Consider the following 20,732-nt stretch of genomic DNA (forward strand, 5'->3'; position numbering starts at 1 on the left):
TTCACAAGGCGGTTTAAAAGAAAAGTAGATGGTCTTTGAATCACATTCTCCAATTCCCAAGTAATATTTAAAGGCTTTGGCTGTAATACGAAAATTACCAGTTCCATAATGCCATGCATTATTCCCAGCAGGAAATGTATATGGCGTTATATTTTCTGTAATTCTATAGACCTTTCCTGTGTCTAAATTTTCAACAGTGTACTTAACACTTTTAATATTTCCACTAACATTAGTTTTTATATAAAATCCTGATGGTAAATCGGATAAAATATAACTATTGTTATTCATTAAACTGACGGTCTCATGACCATTAGTAAGCTCAAAACTATTAATTTCACCGCAATTCGTATCTGCAAATACCTGAACTGCTAATAACAAAAACAATGAAGTAAGAAGGTGTCTAAATTTGGGGTTTAGTTGATGTAGTGCTGCTTCCATGATTTTTTGTTTAATTATTCATGTGTAAAATTAAACAAAATAACATTTTGTTTAACATTTTTAATTTTTTGTTAAACAAAAAAATCATACCGTTCGTCGAAAATTTATCCCTTAAACCTACTTTTTCTACATAAAAACCTACAAATTAATTATTTAGACTTCCTTTACATTAAACCAATATTCTAATATTAGCATAAGAATTTATTAAAGCTTCAGTAGCCTCCTTTTTATTTAACCATGCTACTTTGGTTATCCCTTCGTTTTCCTGAGGAAACAGTTCTCCACAAAAATCTGTTTCCATTTCAAACCAATAGGTCACTTTTATTTTGTGCTTTCCGTTGCGTTTAAAAATATGATATGTTGTTTCTAAGGGTTTAGTAATTTTTAATCCAGTTACTCCTGTTTCCTCTTCTACTTCCCTAATGGATGTTTCTTCAATAGTTTCACTTTTTTCCGCTTTTCCTTTGGGTAAATCCCACTTATCATTTCTATAGATAAACAATACCGCCCCTTCATTATTATAGACCTTTCCTCCTCCTGCCACAACATTGGGAAGCATTTTTAAAAACTTGGGAAGCAGTTTATCTTCCTTTTTATGGATTAACCTTACCTCTTCCAATTTGGTATTAGACAGCTCTTTAATAACCTTTCCTATATTTACTGTGTCTATTAAATAGTTTTTAAAATTTGTCTCTTGTTCTACCTTAGTTGTTAGTACAATAGGTTTGTCTCCAACAAATACTTTATACATATACTCCAATTAACATTTGTGATTTGTAAAATAGTAAAAATATCTTTTTTTTACATGTACAGATTATTGTTGAAAAAAATATTTTTATTAATAAGCTTCCTCTTACATAAATTTAAATTAATCCGTATTTTTGACCCATGATTTTTAATGAAAATACAGCCAAAAAAACCGCAGAAGTTCTATTGCAAGTTAATGCTATAAAACTTAGTCCAAAAGAACCTTTTACCTGGGCATCAGGATGGAAATCTCCTATTTACTGTGACAATCGCATTATTTTATCATTCCCCCCAATACGTAACTACGTTAGAGAAACCATGGCTAAACAAATAGATAGACACTTTGGTAAACCTGACGCTATTGCAGGTGTTGCAACGGGAGCTATTGGAATTGGAATGTTAGTTGCAGAATACCTAGGTCTTCCATTCATTTATGTTAGACCTGACGCCAAAGGGCATGGACGAAAAAACCAAATAGAAGGTTTTATTGACAAGGGACAAAATGTCGTTGTGGTAGAGGATTTAATTAGTACCGGAAAAAGTAGTTTAAATGCAGTTAGAGCATTAAAAGATGCCGAAATCAATGTTAAAGGTATGATTGCTATTTTTACCTATGGCTTTGAAATTGCTGCCAAAAATTTCGAGGAGGAGCATATAGAACTACAAACGTTAAGTAATTATGACAGTTTACTGAAACAAGCCCTTGATACGAACTACATTACAGAAGATCAGTTAAAGACACTTTCTGAATGGAATATCAATCCTAGTGAATGGAACGCTATTTGATATACTAAGTCTGAAATAAAAATTATTTAAATGAATTTAGAATCTCCAAAAATAAACGTTGAGAAATCACCAGAAGAGGTATTTAACTTTTTATCTGATGTTAAGAATTTTGAATCTTTAATGCCTGAAAACATTAGTAAATTTGAAGTCTTAGAGGAAGACAAATTTCTATTTGCCCTTAAGGGAATGCCAGAAATCATACTAAAGAAAAAAGAGGTAAATGCACCTAACAAAATTGTCTTAGGAGCAGCCGGTGGTAAATTAGACTTTGCTCTTACTGGAAACATTGTTGATACAGGAGATGGTTCTAGTGAAGTACAACTACAATTTTCAGGCGACTTCAATCCAATGATGTCTATGATGATTAAAGGTCCTATTAGTAAGTTTATAGAAACTCTAGCTACAAGCATTCCTAAAGCCATCTAATAGAGTAACTGAATTTCCTTTAAATCGAATTCTTGTACAATCGCATCCTCTAGTAATACAACTAAATTTCCAGAGTCCGAGACATCAGTTATAAAACCAGAAAATAAATTACCTTCAGCATTTTTGAATGTTGAAGGTTTATTTTTTCTAAATAAATAGTTAAGGTATTCCTCTTTTAAAAGTGCCAGATCCCCTGAGTTTAAAAGGTTAAAATAATATCTTAAGTTACTTATAATTTGTTGCGCAACTTCTTCTAAATCGAACAACCTCCCAGAAATAATTCTAAGAGAAGACGCTTTTGGTAAATCTTTAAAATTTGTCTGATTTACGTTTAACCCGATACCAATTATCGATGCCGTGATTTTGTTATTTTTTATGACATTTTCAATAAGAATACCACAGATTTTCTTGTCTTCTGACAAAATGTCGTTTGGCCATTTTACTTTTAGTTTCGGAATAGAAAAAAAAGAAAGTGTTTTTAAAAGTGCCAAAGAAGTGGCTATACTTATATAAAATGGAAATTCTATTTGTACATCTTCTAAGTTCTTAAACACACTAAACGTAAGGTTTTTACTAGCTTCGCTATTCCAAACAGTTCCCATTTGCCCTCTACCATTAGTCTGTTTTTTAGCCATTACAGCTGTAAGGTCTGCCACAGTTTCTTCACTAATTAACCCACGTAAAAAGCTATTTGTAGAATCGGTGGCATCAAGTTTGATTATAGACATATGAATAAGTTATTAGCCGCTTTAAAAATCTTATGATTTTTTTAAAGCTCAAAGAACTAAAAAAATAATAACTTTGTACAAATTAAATAAATTTAATGGCGAAAGAAAAAATAAGCGCAGACCAACTAATATCTGTAATTTTAAGTGGTATTGAGGATGTTAAAGGGAAAGAAATAAATATTTTAGATTTAAGAGAAATTGATAATACTGTTTGTGACTACTTTATAATTTGTGAAGGTACTTCTAATACACAAGTTAATGCCATAGTTAATTCCATACAAAAAAAAGTAAGTAAAGAACTTAAAGACAAACCTTGGCATACCGAAGGTGAAGATAATGCAGAATGGGTTTTGATAGATTATGTTAATGTTGTTGTACATGTATTTCAAAAACATGTTAGAGAATATTATGATATTGAAAGTCTTTGGGGAGATGCAAAAACAACAGTAATAGAAACTAGTTATTAAAAATAGATGGCAAACGACAAAAAAAATATAAAAGACAAAAAACCTAAGTTTAGCCCGTATTGGATATACGGTATTCTAATTGCCCTATTTTTAGGGTTTCAACTTTTTGGAGGCGATAGTTCTAATAGCGGATCTAAAACAACTACATCAGACTTTTTTAAATATTTAGAAAATGGAGATGTTGCAAAAGTAGATATCGTAAAGAATACCAGAGTTGCAAGAGTATACCTTACCAAAGATGCTGAATCAAAAGAAATTCATAAGAATTCAAAACAGCAACCCTTTATTCCCTCTGTAAGTGCTTTACCAAATTATAAATTTGAATTCGGTGACCTTCAAAACTTTGAAAACAAGTTAAATGAAATCATTGAAGATTTAGATACTAAGCCTATCGTTGAATTTGATACGGAAACAGATACCCTAGGTAATATTTTAATAGGAATACTCCCTTTTATTATACTTATAGGTGTATGGATTTTTATAATGCGTAGAATGTCTGGAGGCGCTGGTGGCGGTGCTGGTGGACAAATTTTTAACATTGGTAAATCTAAAGCAAAACTTTTTGATCAAAATACAGAGGTAAAAACTTCCTTTAAAGATGTGGCTGGATTAGAAGGAGCAAAAGAAGAAGTACAAGAAATTGTAGACTTCTTAAAGTTCCCAGAGAAATACACTACACTTGGTGGTAAAATACCAAAAGGAGCTTTATTAGTAGGTCCTCCTGGTACTGGTAAGACACTTTTAGCAAAAGCCGTTGCAGGTGAAGCTAAAGTACCTTTCTTCTCTTTATCTGGATCTGATTTCGTTGAAATGTTTGTTGGGGTTGGTGCCTCTCGTGTTAGAGACTTGTTTAAGCAAGCAAAAGAGAAATCACCATCAATCATTTTTATTGATGAAATTGATGCTATTGGTAGAGCCAGAGGTAAAAATGCCATGTCTGGAAGTAATGATGAACGTGAAAACACATTAAATCAGCTACTAACCGAAATGGATGGTTTTGGCACAAATACTAATGTTATAGTACTTGCTGCAACCAACAGAGCAGATATTCTTGATAAAGCCTTAATGCGTGCAGGTAGATTTGACAGACAGATATATGTAGACTTACCAGACCTGCGTGAGCGTAAAGAAATTTTTGAGGTACACCTAAGACCTCTTAAAAAAGCTAAAGGGTTAGACACCGATTTCTTATCTAAGCAAACACCAGGTTTTTCTGGAGCCGATATTGCTAATGTATGTAATGAAGCAGCTTTAATTGCTGCAAGAAATGGTAAAAAGGAAGTAGATAAACAAGATTTCCTTGATGCTGTAGATAGAATTATTGGTGGTTTAGAAAAGAAAAACAAAATCATAACGCCTAGTGAGAAAAAAGCAGTTGCTTATCACGAAGCAGGCCACGCTACTGTAAGTTGGATGTTAGAACATGCTGCACCCCTTGTAAAAGTTACCATTGTTCCAAGAGGGCGTTCTTTAGGAGCTGCTTGGTATTTGCCAGAAGAACGTTTAATTGTTCGTCCTGAGCAAATGCTAGATGAAATGTGTGCAACTTTAGGTGGTAGAGCAGCAGAAAAAGTGATTTTCGACAAAATATCTACTGGTGCACTTAGTGACTTAGAAAAGGTTACTAAACAAGCAAGAGCTATGGTTACCGTATACGGATTAAGTGATAAAATTGGTAATTTAACGTATTACGATTCTTCTGGTCAAAGCGAATATGGTTTCACTAAACCTTATAGTGAACAAACTGCTGAATTAATTGACAAAGAGATTTCAGATATCATTGAAGAGCAGTACCAAAGAGCTATTAAACTTTTAGAGGAAAACAAAGACAAGCTTACTGAACTTGCCGAAGAACTTTTAGATAAAGAAGTTATCTTTAAAGACAACCTAGAAAGAATTTTTGGTAAGCGAGATTTTGGCGAAGCATCTACTGAAGAAAATACAGAAACGGAACAAGCTGATAAAACTGAATCGATAGAAGATTCAGAAAAATAATCCAAAATCAGCTTATTTTGTTAAGCTTTTAGTAAAAATCTTAAATTAACCTTAAGGTTAATTTAAGATTTTTTATATTTGATATTCGACAACAAGAACGGGTTAATAGCAGCTACTTAAATGAGTCTTTTTAGAAAACTTTTTGGTTCTAAATCAGAAAAGCCAACAGAGGAACTAAAATCCCAAGAAAGAGGCAAATACATGCCTGAAATTAAGCTGCCAATAGATGAAAAGTTTACCATAAACTTTAAAGCTAATGGTGGAAAGTTCTTGTATTGCGAAGATTTAAATGAAGTTTATCAGAATTTAGAAAACATTATTGCCGAAAATCAATGGAATAATGACAAAGTCTTACTTCTTGATGAAAACTTAAAAAGTAAGTTTAAAAATTCTGACCTAACACCTTCTAAACTGATAAGTGAATCTGCATTTTTCCTAACAACTTGCGAAAACTTAATTGCAAATGATGGTTCATTGTTAATATCCTCAAAACAAATCTTTGAGAAAAAACTACCCGAACTTCCTTTAAGTTTTGTTGTTTTTGCAACTACTAGTCAAATTGTTGAAAACATTGGTGAAGGTTTACGAGGTATAAAGTCAAAAAACAGAGAAAAAATACCAACAAATATTACTACCATAAAGCATTTCAAATCTGACGACAACAATGACTTTTTAAGTTACGGCAGTAGCGCTAAAAATTTATACCTACTCCTTTTAGAAGATTTATAAATGAAAGAAACACTTATAAGGAGTCTTTCTGGACTACTCTATATTTTAATTTTAATTGGTTGTTTTCAAAATGAACACGCTTTAATTATTCTATTCTTTATCTTCGGTTTAGTCTCACTTGCGGAATTTAAAAAGCTTATTCAGCTAAAGAGTTTTATCCCTTATATAATCTTTGTAATCTTATACTTTGTCTTTGTTTACTGGAAATTAGTTTTAAATACCAATTTTGGTTTAGATGAGGCCATTCAAATTCTAATGGTCATTACCATCTTTGTAGAGTTGTTTCTTATTAAAGATTTATTCTCAGAAAAAACCATTCCTCTTTTTGCCACCAAAAGATTTATACTTACCACCTTTTATTTATCAAGTGCGTTTGTCTTTATGGTCTTAATTGGCAACTATCAAGATTCTAATAACGCCAACATCTTACTGGGCTCTTTTATACTTATTTGGGTTAATGACACCTTTGCGTATTTAGTTGGAAAAAACTTTGGCAAACAGAAGTTGTTCGAAAAAATTTCACCTAAAAAAACTGTTGAAGGTTTTCTGGGTGGACTCTTTTTTGCTTGTGTAGCCAGTTATTTTATTGCCAATTTTACACATACTTTAAATTTTACCCACTGGCTTGTTTTGAGTATAATTATTAGTGTTTTCGGCACACTGGGCGATCTAATAGAGTCAAAATTTAAGAGGCAAGCTGGTGTAAAAGACAGTGGTGTTATTATGCCTGGTCATGGAGGCTTACTTGATAGACTAGATAGTATTATATTTGCAGCACCATTTATTTATTCATTTTTAAGTTTACTAAATTATGTTTCATAAAGAAGGGCATAAAATCATATTAATAACATTCTTAATTGTAATTGCAGGAACACTATTAACGGATTATTTTGTTTCCATTGCTTGGTTACGAATGCTAATCATGCTTACCTTACTTGTATTTCTTGTATTAATTTTACAATTTTTCAGAAACCCAAAAAGACGTACGATTTTAAATGAAGAGCAGGTTATATCGCCTGTAGATGGTAAAGTTGTGGTTATTGAAGAAGTTTTTGAGAAAGAATATTTCAAAGAAAAACGCCTACAGGTTAGTGTATTTATGTCTCCAATTAATGTGCATGTTACACGTTACCCAATTGGCGGTAATGTATTATTTAGTAAATATCACCCAGGCAAATATTTAGTAGCATGGCACCCTAAAGCCAGTGAGGAAAATGAGCGTACTACTATTGTTGTAGAAAATCAATCTTATGGTAAAGTTCTTTATAGACAAATAGCTGGAGCTTTAGCTAAACGCATTGTTAATTATGCTAAGGTTGATGACAAAGCCATACAAGGAGCTGATGCTGGCTTTATTAAATTTGGATCTAGAGTAGATTTATTTTTACCATTAGATACCAATATTAAAGTAGAATTAAATCAGAAAGTTAGAGGCGGGGAAACTGTGATAGCCCAAAAATAATGACTAACGAAGAATTAGATAAACAATTTACAGAAGCGGTTGCAAGGGTAAATGCTCACAAAGAACCTTTTCCTGCAGACACGCTCCTAAAACTATATGCTTACTACAAAAAAGCTACCAACGATTATGGTAGACCAAGAAGTAGAGAAGCATTGATAAATGCATTTAAAACCAATGCACTATTTCAGGCTAAAAGCCTTACTGAAGCTGAAGCCAAAGAGAAATATATAGATTTGGTTAACAAATATTTTTTATACCGAGAATAACCTCTAATAAGCCTTTATATGAAACATTTAATCTCTATTTCACTTCTTTGTTTTTTATGTTTGGGCTGTTCAAATTCTTCAAAAAAAAATTACAACTATTATTTAAACCTTGTTGAAAACCAACATGAGGTTATTGAACTAGTTTCAAATGAGGGTAACTCTAGAATTCTGGTTTCGCCCTATCATCAAGGACGCATTTTAACCTCAACTTACAACAACCTAAACGGTATGAGCAATGGTTGGATCAACGAAATTGCTCTGAAAGATTCAACTAAAAGTATCGGTGGAGAAGAACGCCTATGGATCGGACCATTAGGCTCGCAATTTTCTTTTTATTTTCAGCAATTAGCACCAATTCATGACGACAACTGGAAGGTACCTGCCACCATGGAGGCGGAACCATATCAAGTAGTTCAAACAACACCTAATTACGTGAAGTTATCAAAAAAGATGCATCTCACTAATTTTATTGGCACAACGTTTAACCTTGAAGTTAACCGAAAAATATCTAACCTGTCTAAAGAGACCATTCAGAATAATTTAAACATAAATGTTTCAAGCGCCACCAAATTTGTTGCTTTTGAAACTGAACATCAATTAAAAAACCTTGACACCATAGCTTGGACAAAAGATAAAGGTTTAGCAGGATTGTGGAGTGCTGGCATGTATCCCGGCGATGATTCTGTGATTATCATTCCTCTTAAAAACAATGGTAGGAAACAAGATGTTTTAACGTATTTAGCAGCATTAGACAGTACAAGGTTTGTTGTAAAAAACAATGCCGTGTTATTTAAAGGCGATGGACAATACCGAAGTAAAATTGGTGTACCTCCGCAATACGCTCCTTCTATTTACGGGTGTTATTCCAAAACTAATCATAGACTCACCATTATTCAGTATAAGAAAGAACAAGACACGTTATATTCTAATTCTTATGTTAGTATTCAGGATAAACCTTATAAAGGCGAAGCCATTCCCATTTATAATAATGGCTCAGATTTTTATGAACTGGAAAGTAATGCACCTTTAAAGGAATTACGGCCTAACGCAACAACCTCGCATTGGCATAGAGTCTACCACTTCTCTTCTACACCTTCAGAATTAAATGCTATTTCAACTAAATTATTGGGTTTATCTTTAAATGATACCAACCTATGACCATTGAACATATAGCTATTTGGACTAGAGATATTGAAGCCATGAAAAACTTCTATCTTAAGTTTTTTGATTTAAATTCTAACGAGAAGTATTATAATCCTAAAAAACAATTCAGTTCTTACTTTTTATCTTTTAAAAATGGAGCAAGAATAGAACTTATGCATCGACCAGATGTTTCGGAAATTCTGAATACTACTCCTTTAGGTTTTGCTCATTTTGCAATTTCGGTTGGAAGCAGGGAAAATGTAGATGTTCTAACTGAAAAAATTAGGGAAAGCGGACATAAAATTGTTGGTGAACCTAGAACCACAGGAGATGGCTACTATGAAAGTGTCATTGAAGATCTGGAAGGAAATTTAATTGAAATAACAATATAATCAGAAAAAATCCGTACTTAAGTTATTCATCGTCAATCAAATTAACCAATCTTCTTAAAATGAAATTTCGCTATCAAACACTGTCAATTTTATTCTTATTATCTATATCCGCTTCTTTCGGACAAGATATTTTTAGAACGGTCTGCCAAGGAAAAATGAAACGATTAGACAGTCTCCTACAACATAATCCCATTGAGATTAAAGACAACAACGGCATGTCATTACTTCATTGGTCTGTAGGTTGTAAACAAAAGGAAATATTTGATTATCTAATTCAAAAAGGTTTAGATGTTAATATGGAAAACAAGCAGAAGAGAACGCCGTTACATGTAGCCGTTCATTATGATGTAGCGGACTTTTTTGATAGGTTGGTTGAACTGCAGCCAAATAAGCTTTGGGTTGGTGAATATGGAGGTTCTTTATTAGAAAAGGCTACCTTAATGAATCGTACAACCTTTATCACAAAATTAGTAAACCATGGTGTAGATATTAACGCTACCAATAAACGCGGGAGTACCGCGCTAGAGATTGCGAAAAGGATGAACTTAACCGAGGCTTCAAAACTCCTAGTGTCTTTAGGAGCAGATAGAACAAAGGTTAGAACATATGAACTCAAAGGGACATATTTGGGACAGCCTGATCCTGGTTTGACCCCTCAACTTTTTGCCCCTAATTTTATCTCTACCGAAGAGCAGGAATTTAGCTGTTGCTTTAATGCTGAGGGCACTGCGTTTTATTTTGCCGTAGATATGGGTGGCAGAAATGAAATAAGACACACTAAACTAATTAATGGTGTCTGGAGTAAACCTGAGGTTTTATTGTCTCATGAACGTTACGGCTATAACGATCCTTTTTTATCTCCAGATGAAAAGAGGCTTTACTTTATCTCTAGTCATACTTTAAACGGTACTGGCAAACCTAAAGATATAGACATCTGGTACATTGAAAAACAAGAAAACGGATGGTCTCAACCTATTAACGCAGGTACAAACATCAATACAAGTGGAAACGAATATTATATGTCTTTTACAAATAGCGGTACCATGTATTTTTCTTCTAATGGGCATTCTGAAAAAGATAATGCCCTACATGATATCTACTACTCTAAAAATAATAACGGCGAATTTCAAAAGCCTGTTAAACTTGGTAACGCCATAAATACTGATGCTTATGAAGCCGATGTATTCATAGCACCCGATGAATCTTATATTATTTTCTGTTCTGAAAGAAATAATGGTTTTGGGCGTGGTGATTTATATATAAGCTTTAAAAATTCAGATGGCACATGGACACCATCTGTAAATATGGGCAATACAATAAATACTTCAAACTATGAATACTGTCCTTTTGTAACCAAAGACGGCAAATACTTTTTTTATACCAGTAACCAAGATATCTATTGGGTGAGTACTGATGTTTTTGCTGAGCTTAAAAAATAGAATTTTTCAACTACGTTCATTTAGCCACCAGTAAAGTTCATTTGTGCTAAACTTGTTTTACGGTTGAAGTAGAGCTTTGGCTTTGCATTACGATTGATACGGTCAAAAAAGCTGATATTAAAGATCGTGTGACACCATATAGGTTAAGGCATAGTGACTTACTCATTTGTTAGAAAATGTCGCAGATATAAGACATATAAAGCAACGCTTAAGTCTAATGTTGCCCAACTAACAAAAATATACACGAATGTAGCCCTTAACAATTTTTCTGACATAAAATATTTACTATTTTAGTGCTTCTATAGTAGATATATGATTACCTTAGTAATCATATACATACGTTGTATACAATTCGAAAAAATAATGTAATATGCCAAATGGAGGATCAGATTGTTGTGGAACCTGTTGGTTCAATTCAAAAAATGAAGGAGAACCGGGTTATCATGGGTCAACTAAAGAAGGAACTGTAGTCTGTCAGATCCGAAACCTAGAAATAGATGATCCATTTTATACATATTGTATTAACCATCCTCATCATAACCCAAATAGAATAGAAACACCTCTTGGTCCAGTATATTCAGGAGATGACAGAGAAATTCTTGTTGAATCTCCTGATAATAAATATACTAGAGATTCACTAATTGAACTTTTGCGAAAAATAGAAGAAATTCCAATTAATGAATATCCTATTGGAAGAGGATTGGATGAAGAAGTAATAACCCAAGTTGGGAAGTTGGAGGAAAAAAGAGCTATTCCTTCGCTTAAGAGAATTTCCAATTTTGATCCTTTTACCCAACCAAAAGGAAAAAATCCTTTTAAGAGAAATAGAATTATTACTGTCGGTTTAGCTGTCGAGACCTTAGCTAAATTAAGTAAAGATGAAGCAATTCCAGAGATAAAACGTTTAATAAATATTGGAATCCAAAGTTTAGACACCAGGAACTACGATCCAAAACAAGATGAACTAGCTCCAATAAGATACCACGCCACTAGAGGATTAAGGTACTGTTCTAATGACGAATCTATTGAACTTTTAAAAGAAGCTATGGGCGATCCGCACCAAGAAATCAAAGCTTTTTCAAAAGACATTTTGGAGAAAAAAATTGGATTAGAAGAGGTTTCAAAAATTGAACAAGAAATAAAACTGAACGATTCTAAAAACTCAGACCATCTAAAAGATAATGGAAACAAGTGGTGGGAATTTTGGAAAAAAAACAAATAAAACTGTATACAACAGTTTGTATATTGCATATGCCGCCTTCGGCAGGCAAACGCAACATACAAGAGATGTTGTGCGTAACCTTGAAAACTGAATGGCAATAATAAGACCAAGATTAAATGACTATCATAATCTTCCTTTTTTACAAGAGGAAGTTGATTTTGCAATTCCGTTCTTGGATGAAGATATTCCACTATATGTTGACCCTTTTTTAATGTGGAAAATCAAATCCCAACAGGATAATTCTTTGCACACTTCAATTGTTAATTCATTCAATCAATTAGGGCACTTATTTGTAAAGGGAAATGAACAACAAGCTAGAGAAATATTAATTGAATTGTCAGAATGTAATGAAATTGGTTTAGGAAATTCGAAAACAAGACAAGGAAAAAAAATAGGGGTAAAAACAGCAAATGAAATATTAAACCTTTTCAAATCAATTCCTCAAATTAACAAACAAGGATTTCAACATTTTGAAGAAATACAGTTACTAGTAGATAATGTATCAAAGGATAGAGTAAGTGATATTAGTTGTTGTCTTATCAAATCATTTCTTGTTGATTTCACTATTGACCAATGTCAAAAACACAAAATCCCTATTGAGAAATGTTCAATTCCTATTTATGATTACAAATCTCAAAAAATAAAAATCGAGGAAACCTATCTTCCTATTAATCCTGAGAATGGGCAACCAATAATTCTAACACCAAAAAGATGGTTAAAATTCGTTCCTTGGATTAACTATGAAGATTATTTCAATAATTACTATATAAAAGATATCGAGAAGGAGTACGATGGTAAATTAAAACGTGTTCAAATTCTTGATTTCAATAGGAATAATTACAACTTGGTTAGTTCCTATATTTCCTTAAAAGAACAAGACAATAAAAAGCTAACTAACGACCCACTTTTCACCCAAATTCCAGTTTTATCTGTAAAAAGAAAACAGAATACTATTTTAAAGTTACCAACTGGAAAAACAGATAATGCTGATATGAAATACGAAGATTTAATGGTACAAATAATGTCTTCTATGTTGTATCCCCATTTAGATTTTGCAAAAGAGCAAAGTAGAATCGATTCTGGAACTCAAATAAGAGATTTAATTTTTTATAATAATCGGTCCTTTGACTTTTTAGCCGACATATATGATACGTATGATTCTAAACAGCTTGTGATAGAATTAAAAAATGTCAAAGAAGTAAAAAGAGAACATATAAATCAGTTAAACAGATACCTAACTGAACAGTTTGGTCGATTTGGAATTATTTTCACACGAAATAAGGTTCCTAAAAGTATATTTAAAAATACTATTGATTTATGGGCAGGTCAAAGAAGATGCATTCTTGTATTAGATGACACAGATTTAAAACTAATGTGTGAGGTTTATGAGAGTAAACAACGACTTCCTATAGAAGTTATTAAACGAAAATATGTAGAATTTACAAGAAGTTGTCCAGCTTAAAAAACAGAATATGACAAAACAAGAAGTAGATACTTTTGAAAAATTGCAAGCTCAATTACAAGGTTTACATAATGAAATAAGTGTACTATCTAAAAAATCTCAAAACGATGCTTTGAATAAGTTCAAATTAAAGTTTGTGAATCAGATACTTGTTGATGCGAATAAGTTGCTTGGTAGTAGTTATAGACCATTTAATGACTTTGAAATTTTTGAAGATGAGGATATGCCAACAAATAGTGATGTTGCAATGATGTTAACTCAATATATAAATTGCTTTGAGAAATTAAGGTCAGATAACGTCAAAAAACAAGATTCTTATCCTCAACATTGGTTTTGGATAGTTAATGGAAAGCTATCTGATATTAGAACAGTAATGCCTAAAATTATTAAAGAAAAATAAATGAGTAAAAAGAAATTTCCAACAACTGGTAAACCAACAAAAGCAAATGCAGAACAATTTGATATGCTATCACCAATTTTAGACTCTGTCTATGAAGAGATTAAAGAATTATCAAAGAAAAAACAAGATGGTGCTCTAAATGCACTTAAGGTAAAAATGACTAACAGAATATTAAGTAAAGTCAAGACAATTTTGAAAGATGACCCAACTGTTGAGTTTCTTGATTTACTTGATGAAGAAAGTTTACCAACCAATAGTGACGCTGTATTAATTATTGCTCAATTTAAAGCAGCTATGGAACAATATCACAATAAACATTACGGTTGGAATGGAATTGAGCACGGTTGGAGCACGAGCGATTAAAAAATGCAACGCACAACATTGTAGAAAAATAAAAGCGGTTTAATCGCTAAAACGTAAGTAAAATTTATAAATCAAAAGACAGTACCAAACGGAATGGTAAGTGCGTAAAAATCCGCTACTATTCTTATGAGTTACCGTTAAACAAAACCACCCCAAACTAACCTTAAAAACTTTAATCTCATCCCATATTGAACTTGTTCAACTCTTTTGTCGTTCATATTGATTTATTTTCAGTGTTTATAATAAAGCACTTTAAACCTGATTGATTTTCTTTCTAACAACGGCAAGACCATGAAACAACGACTAACTAGATATATTCCTTCACTTACACCTTTAAGAGGAATTGCTGCAATTCTGGTCGTGTTTTTTCATTTCGACATTTGGTTAATGTTACGTGGGTTTCCTAGATTAATTGATTTAGAATATTCTTCTATAATTAATAACGGCTATGTATGGGTAGATTTTTTCTTTATTCTAAGCGGATTCGTAATCTGTCATGTATATAGCGAAAAGCTAGAACATAGAACCAAAACAACGGTAAAGAACTATTTATGGGCGAGATTCTCACGACTTTACCCTTTGCATGTTTTTATAATGCTACTCTTTGTATTGCAAATAATCGTATTGTTATGGTTATTTCCGGAATACGCAGAAAAAAAATGGTTGTGGACAAGATCTTTACCCGATTTCCTTTATCATTTGTTCTTCTTACAAACCAGTGGTATTGTTGATCGTCCTGTTTGGAACGTAGGCTCTTGGTCTATTGCTGCAGAATGGTGGACATACATATTAGCCATTATACTCATACCACTATTAAATAAGGGCAACATGGTATTGCGAATTATTTCGGTAATACTATCCTTGTTAGGATACATTTTCATTACAAGTCAAAATCCAAAATTTACCCTTGATGAGTTTTACGCATTGGGCACGCTTAGATGTGTTTTTGGATTTACTGTTGGTATTGTTGTGTACCAAGCTTACAAATATCTTATCTATAAAGAAACGATATGGACCAAAGATTGGCTTTTCTTTGTAATATTAGTCAGCTCTATTTTAGTGTTGCATTTTGGCTTATATGATGTTATCATCATCCCTCTTTTTGCAGTGCTTATTCTTTGCGCAGCGCTTAACAAAGGCCTACCGCATAAACTACTAAATACGAAACCGTTAATTTTTATTGGCAATATTTCATACTCCATTTATTTAATCCATCTTTTCTGGATATATACATGGGTAATGTGGATAGATTTATACTTTATACCTTCCACCACAACAACACCTGACTTAGCACAAAGAACTTTATGGTTCTTAATACTCTTTAGTTTAATCGTAGCATCATCCTATATAACCTACAATTATGTGGAAATTCCGGCTCAGAAGAAACTACGCCAATGGAGAGCATCTAAACGAAAGGATTAGCATTCCAAAATCCCTTTTGAATTGTGAATTGTGAGCTTATCCCAAACTTGCTAAACTAGCCTTTAACGTTTCAATCTTAGCTAAAGCGTCAGATTCCTTTTTCTTTTCACTGGCCACAACCTGTTCTGGTGCATTGTTTACAAAACGCTCGTTAGATAACTTCTTTTGTACAGACTTAAGGAAACCTTCGGTATAGTTTAACTCTTCTGTTAGCTTTTTTATTTCAGCTTCAACATCAATAGCACCAGCCATTGGTATAAAATACTCATTAGATTTTACACGGTAAGTTAAAGCACCATCAATAGCTTCAGAAACGTATGCAATACCTTCAAGATTACCCAGTTTCTTTATAACCTTATCAAAGGTATTTGCTACATTTTCGTTATTAATAACTGAAAATGCAATAGCATCTTTAAAGGCAATATTCTTTTCTTTTCTAATGGTTCTTATACCAGAAATCACGTCGGCTGCAAAATCAAATTCAGCAATTAAATCTTCACTAGCAGACCTTAATTCTGGCCATTTCGCTACTATTAGAGCTTCTTCTGGAGTTCTTTCTGCTATTAATTGCCAAATTTCTTCAGTAATAAATGGCATAAACGGATGTAATATCTTTAAGTTATCTTCTAACAACTTGATAACTCCATTATATGTTGTAGCGTCAATTGGTTGTTGATACGCAGGTTTTACAATTTCTAGTAACCATCCGCAGAAATCATCATAAATTAATTTGTAAATAGCCATTATAGCATCACTTAAGCGGTATTTACTAAAATGGTCTTCAATTTCTACTAATGCCTTCTGAAACTTAGCTTCATACCATTCTAAGGCAATTTTACTAGATTGAGGCTGCTTAATAGTCTCAGACACTTCCCATAAGGTTGTTAAATAAAAGGCACTCCAAATTTTGTTTCCTAAACCCTTTCCTTGCTGACAAAGTGCTTCGTCAAATAATAAGTCGTTTCCAGCTGCCGCACTTAATAATAGACCAACACGTACACCACCAGCACCGTATTCTTCAATTAGTTTTAAAGCATCAGGTGAATTACCTAAAGACTTACTCATCTTACGACGTTGCTTATCTCTAACTAAACCTGTTAAATATACATTCTTAAAAGGTTTAGCATCCTTATACTCGTAACCCGCAATAATCATACGAGCAACCCAGAAGAACAGAATATCTGGTCCTGTTACCAAATCATTGGTTGGGTAATAGTATTTGATATCGTCGTTTTCGGGGTTTCTAATACCATCAAATACACTCATTGGCCATAACCATGATGAGAACCATGTATCTAGAGCGTCAGTTTCTTGTTTTAAGTCAGAAGCTTTAAGCTCAGAATTAGAAGTTTTCTCCTGTGCTAGTTTAACAGCCTCGTCAATAGACTCAGCAACAACAAAATCCTCTTTTCCGTCACCATAGTAGTATGCAGGAATTTGTTGTCCCCATAACAACTGACGTGAAATATTCCAATCGCGAATGTTTTCCATCCAGTGGCGATAGGTATTTTCAAACTTTTTAGGAAATAATTGAATATCATTATCTTCTCCTAAAACCGCTTTTATAGCAGGTTTTACTAAATCTTCCATCTTCAAAAACCATTGGTCTGACAACCTTGGCTCTATAATAGCTTTAGTTCTTTCAGAAATACCCACGCGGTTATTATGGTCTTCAATTTTAGAAATTAGTCCTAATTCCTCTAGTTCTTTTACAATGGCTTTTCTAACCTCAAAGCGGTCTTTACCTTCGTAATGTAAACCATAACTATTTAAAGTAGCATCTTCATTAAAGATATCAATAACTTCTAGTTGATGTTTATCTCCTAAAACTTTATCATTTTCATCATGCGCTGGCGTTACTTTTAAACACCCTGTACCAAACTCCACATCAACATACTCATCTTCTATAATAGGAATTACACGGTTGCATATTGGTACAATAGCTTTTTTTCCTTTTAAGTTAAAATGACGTTCATCTGTAGGGTTGATACAAATAGCTGTATCTCCTAAAATAGTTTCAGGACGCGTGGTAGCTATTGTTAATACCTCTTCAGAACCTTCAATTTTATAATTAATATGGTATAACTTCCCTTGCTTATCAATGTATTCTACTTCTTCATCAGAAAGGGTTGTTTTTGCCTCAGGATCCCAGTTTACCATACGATACCCACGGTAAATCAAGCCCTTGTTGTACAAATCAACAAACACTTTAATAACCGCTTCACTCATATCATCGTCCATGGTGAATTTGGTACGTTCCCAATCACATGAACATCCTAATTTCTTCAATTGCTCAAGAATAACACCTCCATATTCGTGCGTCCAATCCCAAGCATGTTTAAGAAATTCATCTCTAGACAAATCGTTTTTGTCTATACCCTGCTCCTTTAATTTAGCTACAACTTTAGCTTCTGTAGCAATAGAAGCATGGTCTGTACCAGGTACCCAACATGCATTTTTACCCTGTAAACGCGCTCTTCTAATTAATACATCTTGAATTGTATTATTAAGCATATGCCCCATATGTAAAACCCCAGTTACATTTGGTGGTGGAATTACAATTGTATAAGGTTCTCTTTCATCTGGCGTTGAATGAAAATAGTTATGTTTCATCCAGTAATCATACCACTTAGTCTCTACCTTATTAGCATTATATTTAGAAGGAATTTGCATACTTTGGAACAGTTTTTGACTTATAGTTTGCAAAAGTACTTATATTTCTTTTTCTGTGAAAACTATTGCGCTCATTTGGAAGCTTAATATTTTAACGATTTTTTAAAGTCACCTGAAAAAGTTATACGTACCTTTAACTAAGTCAAATATGTTAACATACATGCATTTCATCTGTTATTTTTGCAGATTATGGAAAAAGTAGCTATGTTTACCAAGAATTAAAAAAGTAATAACGTAATGAAACAATTAATTACAATTTTATTTATCGGGTTAATAAGTTTATCTATTAACGCACAAGAGAAAAAAGCAAAAATTAAATTTAAAGCTGAAACTATAGATTACGGCACTATTGAAAAAGGATCAAATGGTGTGCGCGTGTTTGAATTTACAAATAACGGAGAAGCTCCTCTTATTATAAGTAATGTTAGATCATCTTGTGGATGTACAGTTCCTAATTGGCCTAAAGAACCAATTATGCCTGGTAAAACTGGTGAGATTAAAGTTAAGTATGATACGAATAGAGTAAACCCAATTAGAAAAACAATTACGGTAATTTCTAATGCAGAAAGACCGACTATTGGTTTAAAGATAAAAGGTTTAGTTGTAGATTCTAATGCTAACAAAGCGAGTATTCTAGAAAAAAAATCTAAAAGTATAGTTCAGCAGTAACAGTACTTAAAAAAATAAAAAAAGGTCTAAACAATTGTTTAGACCTTTTTTTATTTTTTACAATAAGCTCTCCAGTTTAAAACTACAACCTAGGACTTTATTTCCTCGTTCTACCTTAAGTTTAATTAACTTTCCCGTATTACCATAAAACATAACCATTATTTGCTGAAGTGTTAATTGGTGCGTAGACTTTCCGTTTACACTCAATATTACATCTCCTTTTTCTAAGCCTGCTCTATGTGCTGGAGATCCCTCTCGTAATTCTACTATGGCATAAGCAGGTTTTAAGGTCATTTTATACCTTCTATTCAATACTACACTTACACCATTTCTATTTAAACTACTCTCCTCATTGCCTAGTGTTCTATACTTGGCTGGTTCATATTCTTTAACAAAGCGTACACCATTATGAGCTATTTCAATACCACTTTTATTATAACTGAAACGTTCTCTAAAATTTGAGTTTTTCCGTAGTGTTATTAAAGAGTTTGGGTAGTCCATAATTACGTTAAAACGTTTTAATATATTTCCGGCTATACTGCCATTTCTATCCTTAATTTTCTTTGCAAATACAATAGACGTAGAATCAGGGTAAGCCACATTGGCTTTTTTAAGCTCAAAACTTTTTAAGTAAAAAGACGCAACTTTGCCTCGCTTACCATAGACGCTACCACTTAATCCATGACCTAAAAAATCATTAAAAAACCGATCCCCAGAGTTAATCCCTAACGAATCATCTTCGAACAACCACAAACTATCACTACCTCCGCTATCAATTAAAAGCTTAATTGGTATTTTCTTTTCTCTCAATTTAACATGGGCATTCAAATAAGGTTTATCATTATAAAACTCCAACCTAAAGGCTTCACAGTTTTTACAACGCCGATATTTATAGGTATTGGGGTCATGTAACTCCAAATATTTAGCAGCATAATTAATCTCAACAATAAAATCTTTAAACAAATCTAATCCTATAATACCGTGAATTGGTATCCCTAATCTGGGTCCAAAATTTATATCTAAACCATAAACTGCATATAAATCTTGCCGTAATTTTATGGCATCTCCTATTTTAAAAATGTTATTTCTAGATCGTAGTGCTTCTATAGCTTCGCCATCTCCAAGACCTCTAATGTATATGGTTTCTGTATTTTTTATTTTTAGAGTATCCGATACATTTAAAAAATTAAATATAATTGGTTTACTAACTCCGGTATCTAAAATAAATGAAAGCTCTACACCATTTACTTCAACAGGAATAACCATGAGGTTATTAATGAGTTTGAAGTTTATCTTATCCGATTGTTTTTTATTTTGAAAGATGAATTTGTTCTGTGCAGATATTGAATTAAGCCAACAAAAACATAGAAAAAAGAAAAATTTAAACTTTTTCATTAAAAGATATGTATCATTTAGATGAATTTACAAATCTTTTGATAATGCTTACCAGTTAAGCGTTTTTTTTAAAAAAACTTTAAGATAATTTTCTCATTTTTGCACACT

At 32.7% G+C, this 20,732-nt stretch carries 22 protein-coding genes; 17 read left to right on the forward strand and 5 right to left on the reverse strand.

Annotation, left to right across the window (positions count from 1 at the left end):
* The coding region (locus tag FUA24_RS25040; protein ID WP_187388180.1) for a hypothetical protein at positions 1 to 438 on the reverse strand (438 nt) is incomplete at its 3' end.
* Between the two features lie 169 nt (positions 439 to 607).
* Positions 608 to 1,189, reverse strand: a complete 582-nt coding sequence (locus FUA24_RS05195) for an NUDIX hydrolase (RefSeq protein WP_148540303.1) — start codon at positions 1,187 to 1,189, stop codon at positions 608 to 610.
* Positions 1,190 to 1,326: 137 nt separating this feature from the next.
* Here FUA24_RS05195 and pyrE point away from each other — a divergent pair, with 137 nt between their 5' ends.
* Both pyrE and FUA24_RS05205 read left to right on the forward strand, forming a co-directional pair.
* Positions 1,327 to 1,971 (forward strand): orotate phosphoribosyltransferase, encoded by a 645-nt coding sequence (gene pyrE / locus FUA24_RS05200; protein ID WP_148540304.1) that lies wholly within the window; start codon positions 1,327 to 1,329, stop codon positions 1,969 to 1,971.
* A 30-nt stretch (positions 1,972 to 2,001) separates the two neighbouring features.
* A complete protein-coding gene (locus tag FUA24_RS05205; RefSeq protein WP_148540305.1) occupies positions 2,002 to 2,397 on the forward strand; it encodes an SRPBCC family protein in 396 nt (131 codons plus the stop codon).
* Here the strand turns inward: FUA24_RS05205 and FUA24_RS05210 are convergent.
* Positions 2,394 to 3,125 carry a biotin--[acetyl-CoA-carboxylase] ligase gene (locus FUA24_RS05210; RefSeq protein ID WP_148540306.1) on the reverse strand — a complete coding sequence of 244 codons (732 nt, stop codon included), beginning with the start codon at positions 3,123 to 3,125 and terminating at the stop codon, positions 2,394 to 2,396. The genes FUA24_RS05205 and FUA24_RS05210 overlap by 4 nt on opposite strands.
* A gap of 95 nt (positions 3,126 to 3,220) precedes the next feature.
* On the opposite strand from FUA24_RS05210, the gene rsfS reads away from it, so the two are divergent.
* From rsfS to FUA24_RS05280, 14 genes are all read left to right on the forward strand, one after another.
* Positions 3,221 to 3,592 (forward strand): ribosome silencing factor, encoded by a 372-nt coding sequence (gene rsfS, locus FUA24_RS05215; RefSeq protein ID WP_148540307.1) that lies wholly within the window; start codon positions 3,221 to 3,223, stop codon positions 3,590 to 3,592.
* A gap of 6 nt (positions 3,593 to 3,598) precedes the next feature.
* The gene (ftsH, locus tag FUA24_RS05220) at positions 3,599 to 5,587 is read left to right on the forward strand and encodes an ATP-dependent zinc metalloprotease FtsH (protein WP_148540308.1); all 1,989 of its coding nucleotides are present in this window, start codon (positions 3,599 to 3,601) and stop codon (positions 5,585 to 5,587) included.
* Positions 5,588 to 5,707: 120 nt separating this feature from the next.
* Positions 5,708 to 6,316 (forward strand): LUD domain-containing protein, encoded by a 609-nt coding sequence (locus FUA24_RS05225; protein WP_148540309.1) that lies wholly within the window; start codon positions 5,708 to 5,710, stop codon positions 6,314 to 6,316.
* On the forward strand, positions 6,317 to 7,138 hold the full coding sequence (locus tag FUA24_RS05230) for a phosphatidate cytidylyltransferase (RefSeq protein ID WP_148540310.1): 822 nt from the start codon (positions 6,317 to 6,319) through the stop codon (positions 7,136 to 7,138).
* Positions 7,128 to 7,778 (forward strand): phosphatidylserine decarboxylase family protein, encoded by a 651-nt coding sequence (locus tag FUA24_RS05235; protein WP_148540311.1) that lies wholly within the window; start codon positions 7,128 to 7,130, stop codon positions 7,776 to 7,778. Before FUA24_RS05230 ends, FUA24_RS05235 begins: the two co-directional genes overlap by 11 nt.
* The gene (locus FUA24_RS05240) at positions 7,778 to 8,044 is read left to right on the forward strand and encodes an acyl-CoA-binding protein (protein ID WP_148540312.1); all 267 of its coding nucleotides are present in this window, start codon (positions 7,778 to 7,780) and stop codon (positions 8,042 to 8,044) included. The genes FUA24_RS05235 and FUA24_RS05240 overlap by 1 nt, the downstream gene beginning before the upstream one ends.
* 18 nt (positions 8,045 to 8,062) lie before the next feature.
* Positions 8,063 to 9,202, forward strand: coding sequence for a DUF6786 family protein (locus FUA24_RS05245; protein ID WP_148540313.1), 1,140 nt, complete (start codon positions 8,063 to 8,065; stop codon positions 9,200 to 9,202).
* A complete protein-coding gene (locus FUA24_RS05250) occupies positions 9,199 to 9,579 on the forward strand; it encodes a VOC family protein (RefSeq protein WP_148540314.1) in 381 nt (126 codons plus the stop codon). The genes FUA24_RS05245 and FUA24_RS05250 overlap by 4 nt, the downstream gene beginning before the upstream one ends.
* A gap of 59 nt (positions 9,580 to 9,638) precedes the next feature.
* On the forward strand, positions 9,639 to 11,018 hold the full coding sequence (locus tag FUA24_RS25700; RefSeq protein ID WP_246146959.1) for an ankyrin repeat domain-containing protein: 1,380 nt from the start codon (positions 9,639 to 9,641) through the stop codon (positions 11,016 to 11,018).
* A 370-nt stretch (positions 11,019 to 11,388) separates the two neighbouring features.
* A complete protein-coding gene (locus FUA24_RS05260; protein WP_148540315.1) occupies positions 11,389 to 12,240 on the forward strand; it encodes a HEAT repeat domain-containing protein in 852 nt (283 codons plus the stop codon).
* 91 nt (positions 12,241 to 12,331) lie between these two features.
* The gene (locus FUA24_RS05265) at positions 12,332 to 13,702 is read left to right on the forward strand and encodes a GxxExxY protein (RefSeq protein ID WP_148540316.1); all 1,371 of its coding nucleotides are present in this window, start codon (positions 12,332 to 12,334) and stop codon (positions 13,700 to 13,702) included.
* Between the two features lie 10 nt (positions 13,703 to 13,712).
* Positions 13,713 to 14,102 (forward strand): hypothetical protein, encoded by a 390-nt coding sequence (locus FUA24_RS05270; RefSeq protein ID WP_148540317.1) that lies wholly within the window; start codon positions 13,713 to 13,715, stop codon positions 14,100 to 14,102.
* Positions 14,103 to 14,465: a hypothetical protein gene (locus FUA24_RS05275; protein WP_148540318.1), complete on the forward strand. Its 363-nt coding sequence runs from the start codon at positions 14,103 to 14,105 to the stop codon at positions 14,463 to 14,465. It abuts the gene before it with no gap.
* 291 nt (positions 14,466 to 14,756) lie between these two features.
* Positions 14,757 to 15,887, forward strand: a complete 1,131-nt coding sequence (locus FUA24_RS05280; protein WP_148540319.1) for an acyltransferase family protein — start codon at positions 14,757 to 14,759, stop codon at positions 15,885 to 15,887.
* 36 nt (positions 15,888 to 15,923) lie between these two features.
* On the opposite strand, the gene FUA24_RS05285 is transcribed toward FUA24_RS05280, so the two are convergent.
* On the reverse strand, positions 15,924 to 18,560 hold the full coding sequence (locus FUA24_RS05285; RefSeq protein ID WP_148540320.1) for a valine--tRNA ligase: 2,637 nt from the start codon (positions 18,558 to 18,560) through the stop codon (positions 15,924 to 15,926).
* A 237-nt stretch (positions 18,561 to 18,797) separates the two neighbouring features.
* On the opposite strand from FUA24_RS05285, the gene FUA24_RS05290 reads away from it, so the two are divergent.
* Entirely contained in the window at positions 18,798 to 19,229 is a 432-nt protein-coding gene (locus FUA24_RS05290; RefSeq protein ID WP_148540321.1) for a DUF1573 domain-containing protein, read from the forward strand.
* Positions 19,230 to 19,286: 57 nt separating this feature from the next.
* Here the strand turns inward: FUA24_RS05290 and FUA24_RS05295 are convergent, their stop codons facing one another.
* Complete coding sequence (locus FUA24_RS05295) at positions 19,287 to 20,495, reverse strand: PDZ domain-containing protein (protein ID WP_246146960.1); 1,209 nt, start codon at positions 20,493 to 20,495, stop codon at positions 19,287 to 19,289.
* Between the last annotated feature and the right edge of the window lie 237 nt (positions 20,496 to 20,732).

This window comes from Seonamhaeicola marinus (assembly GCF_008085455.1).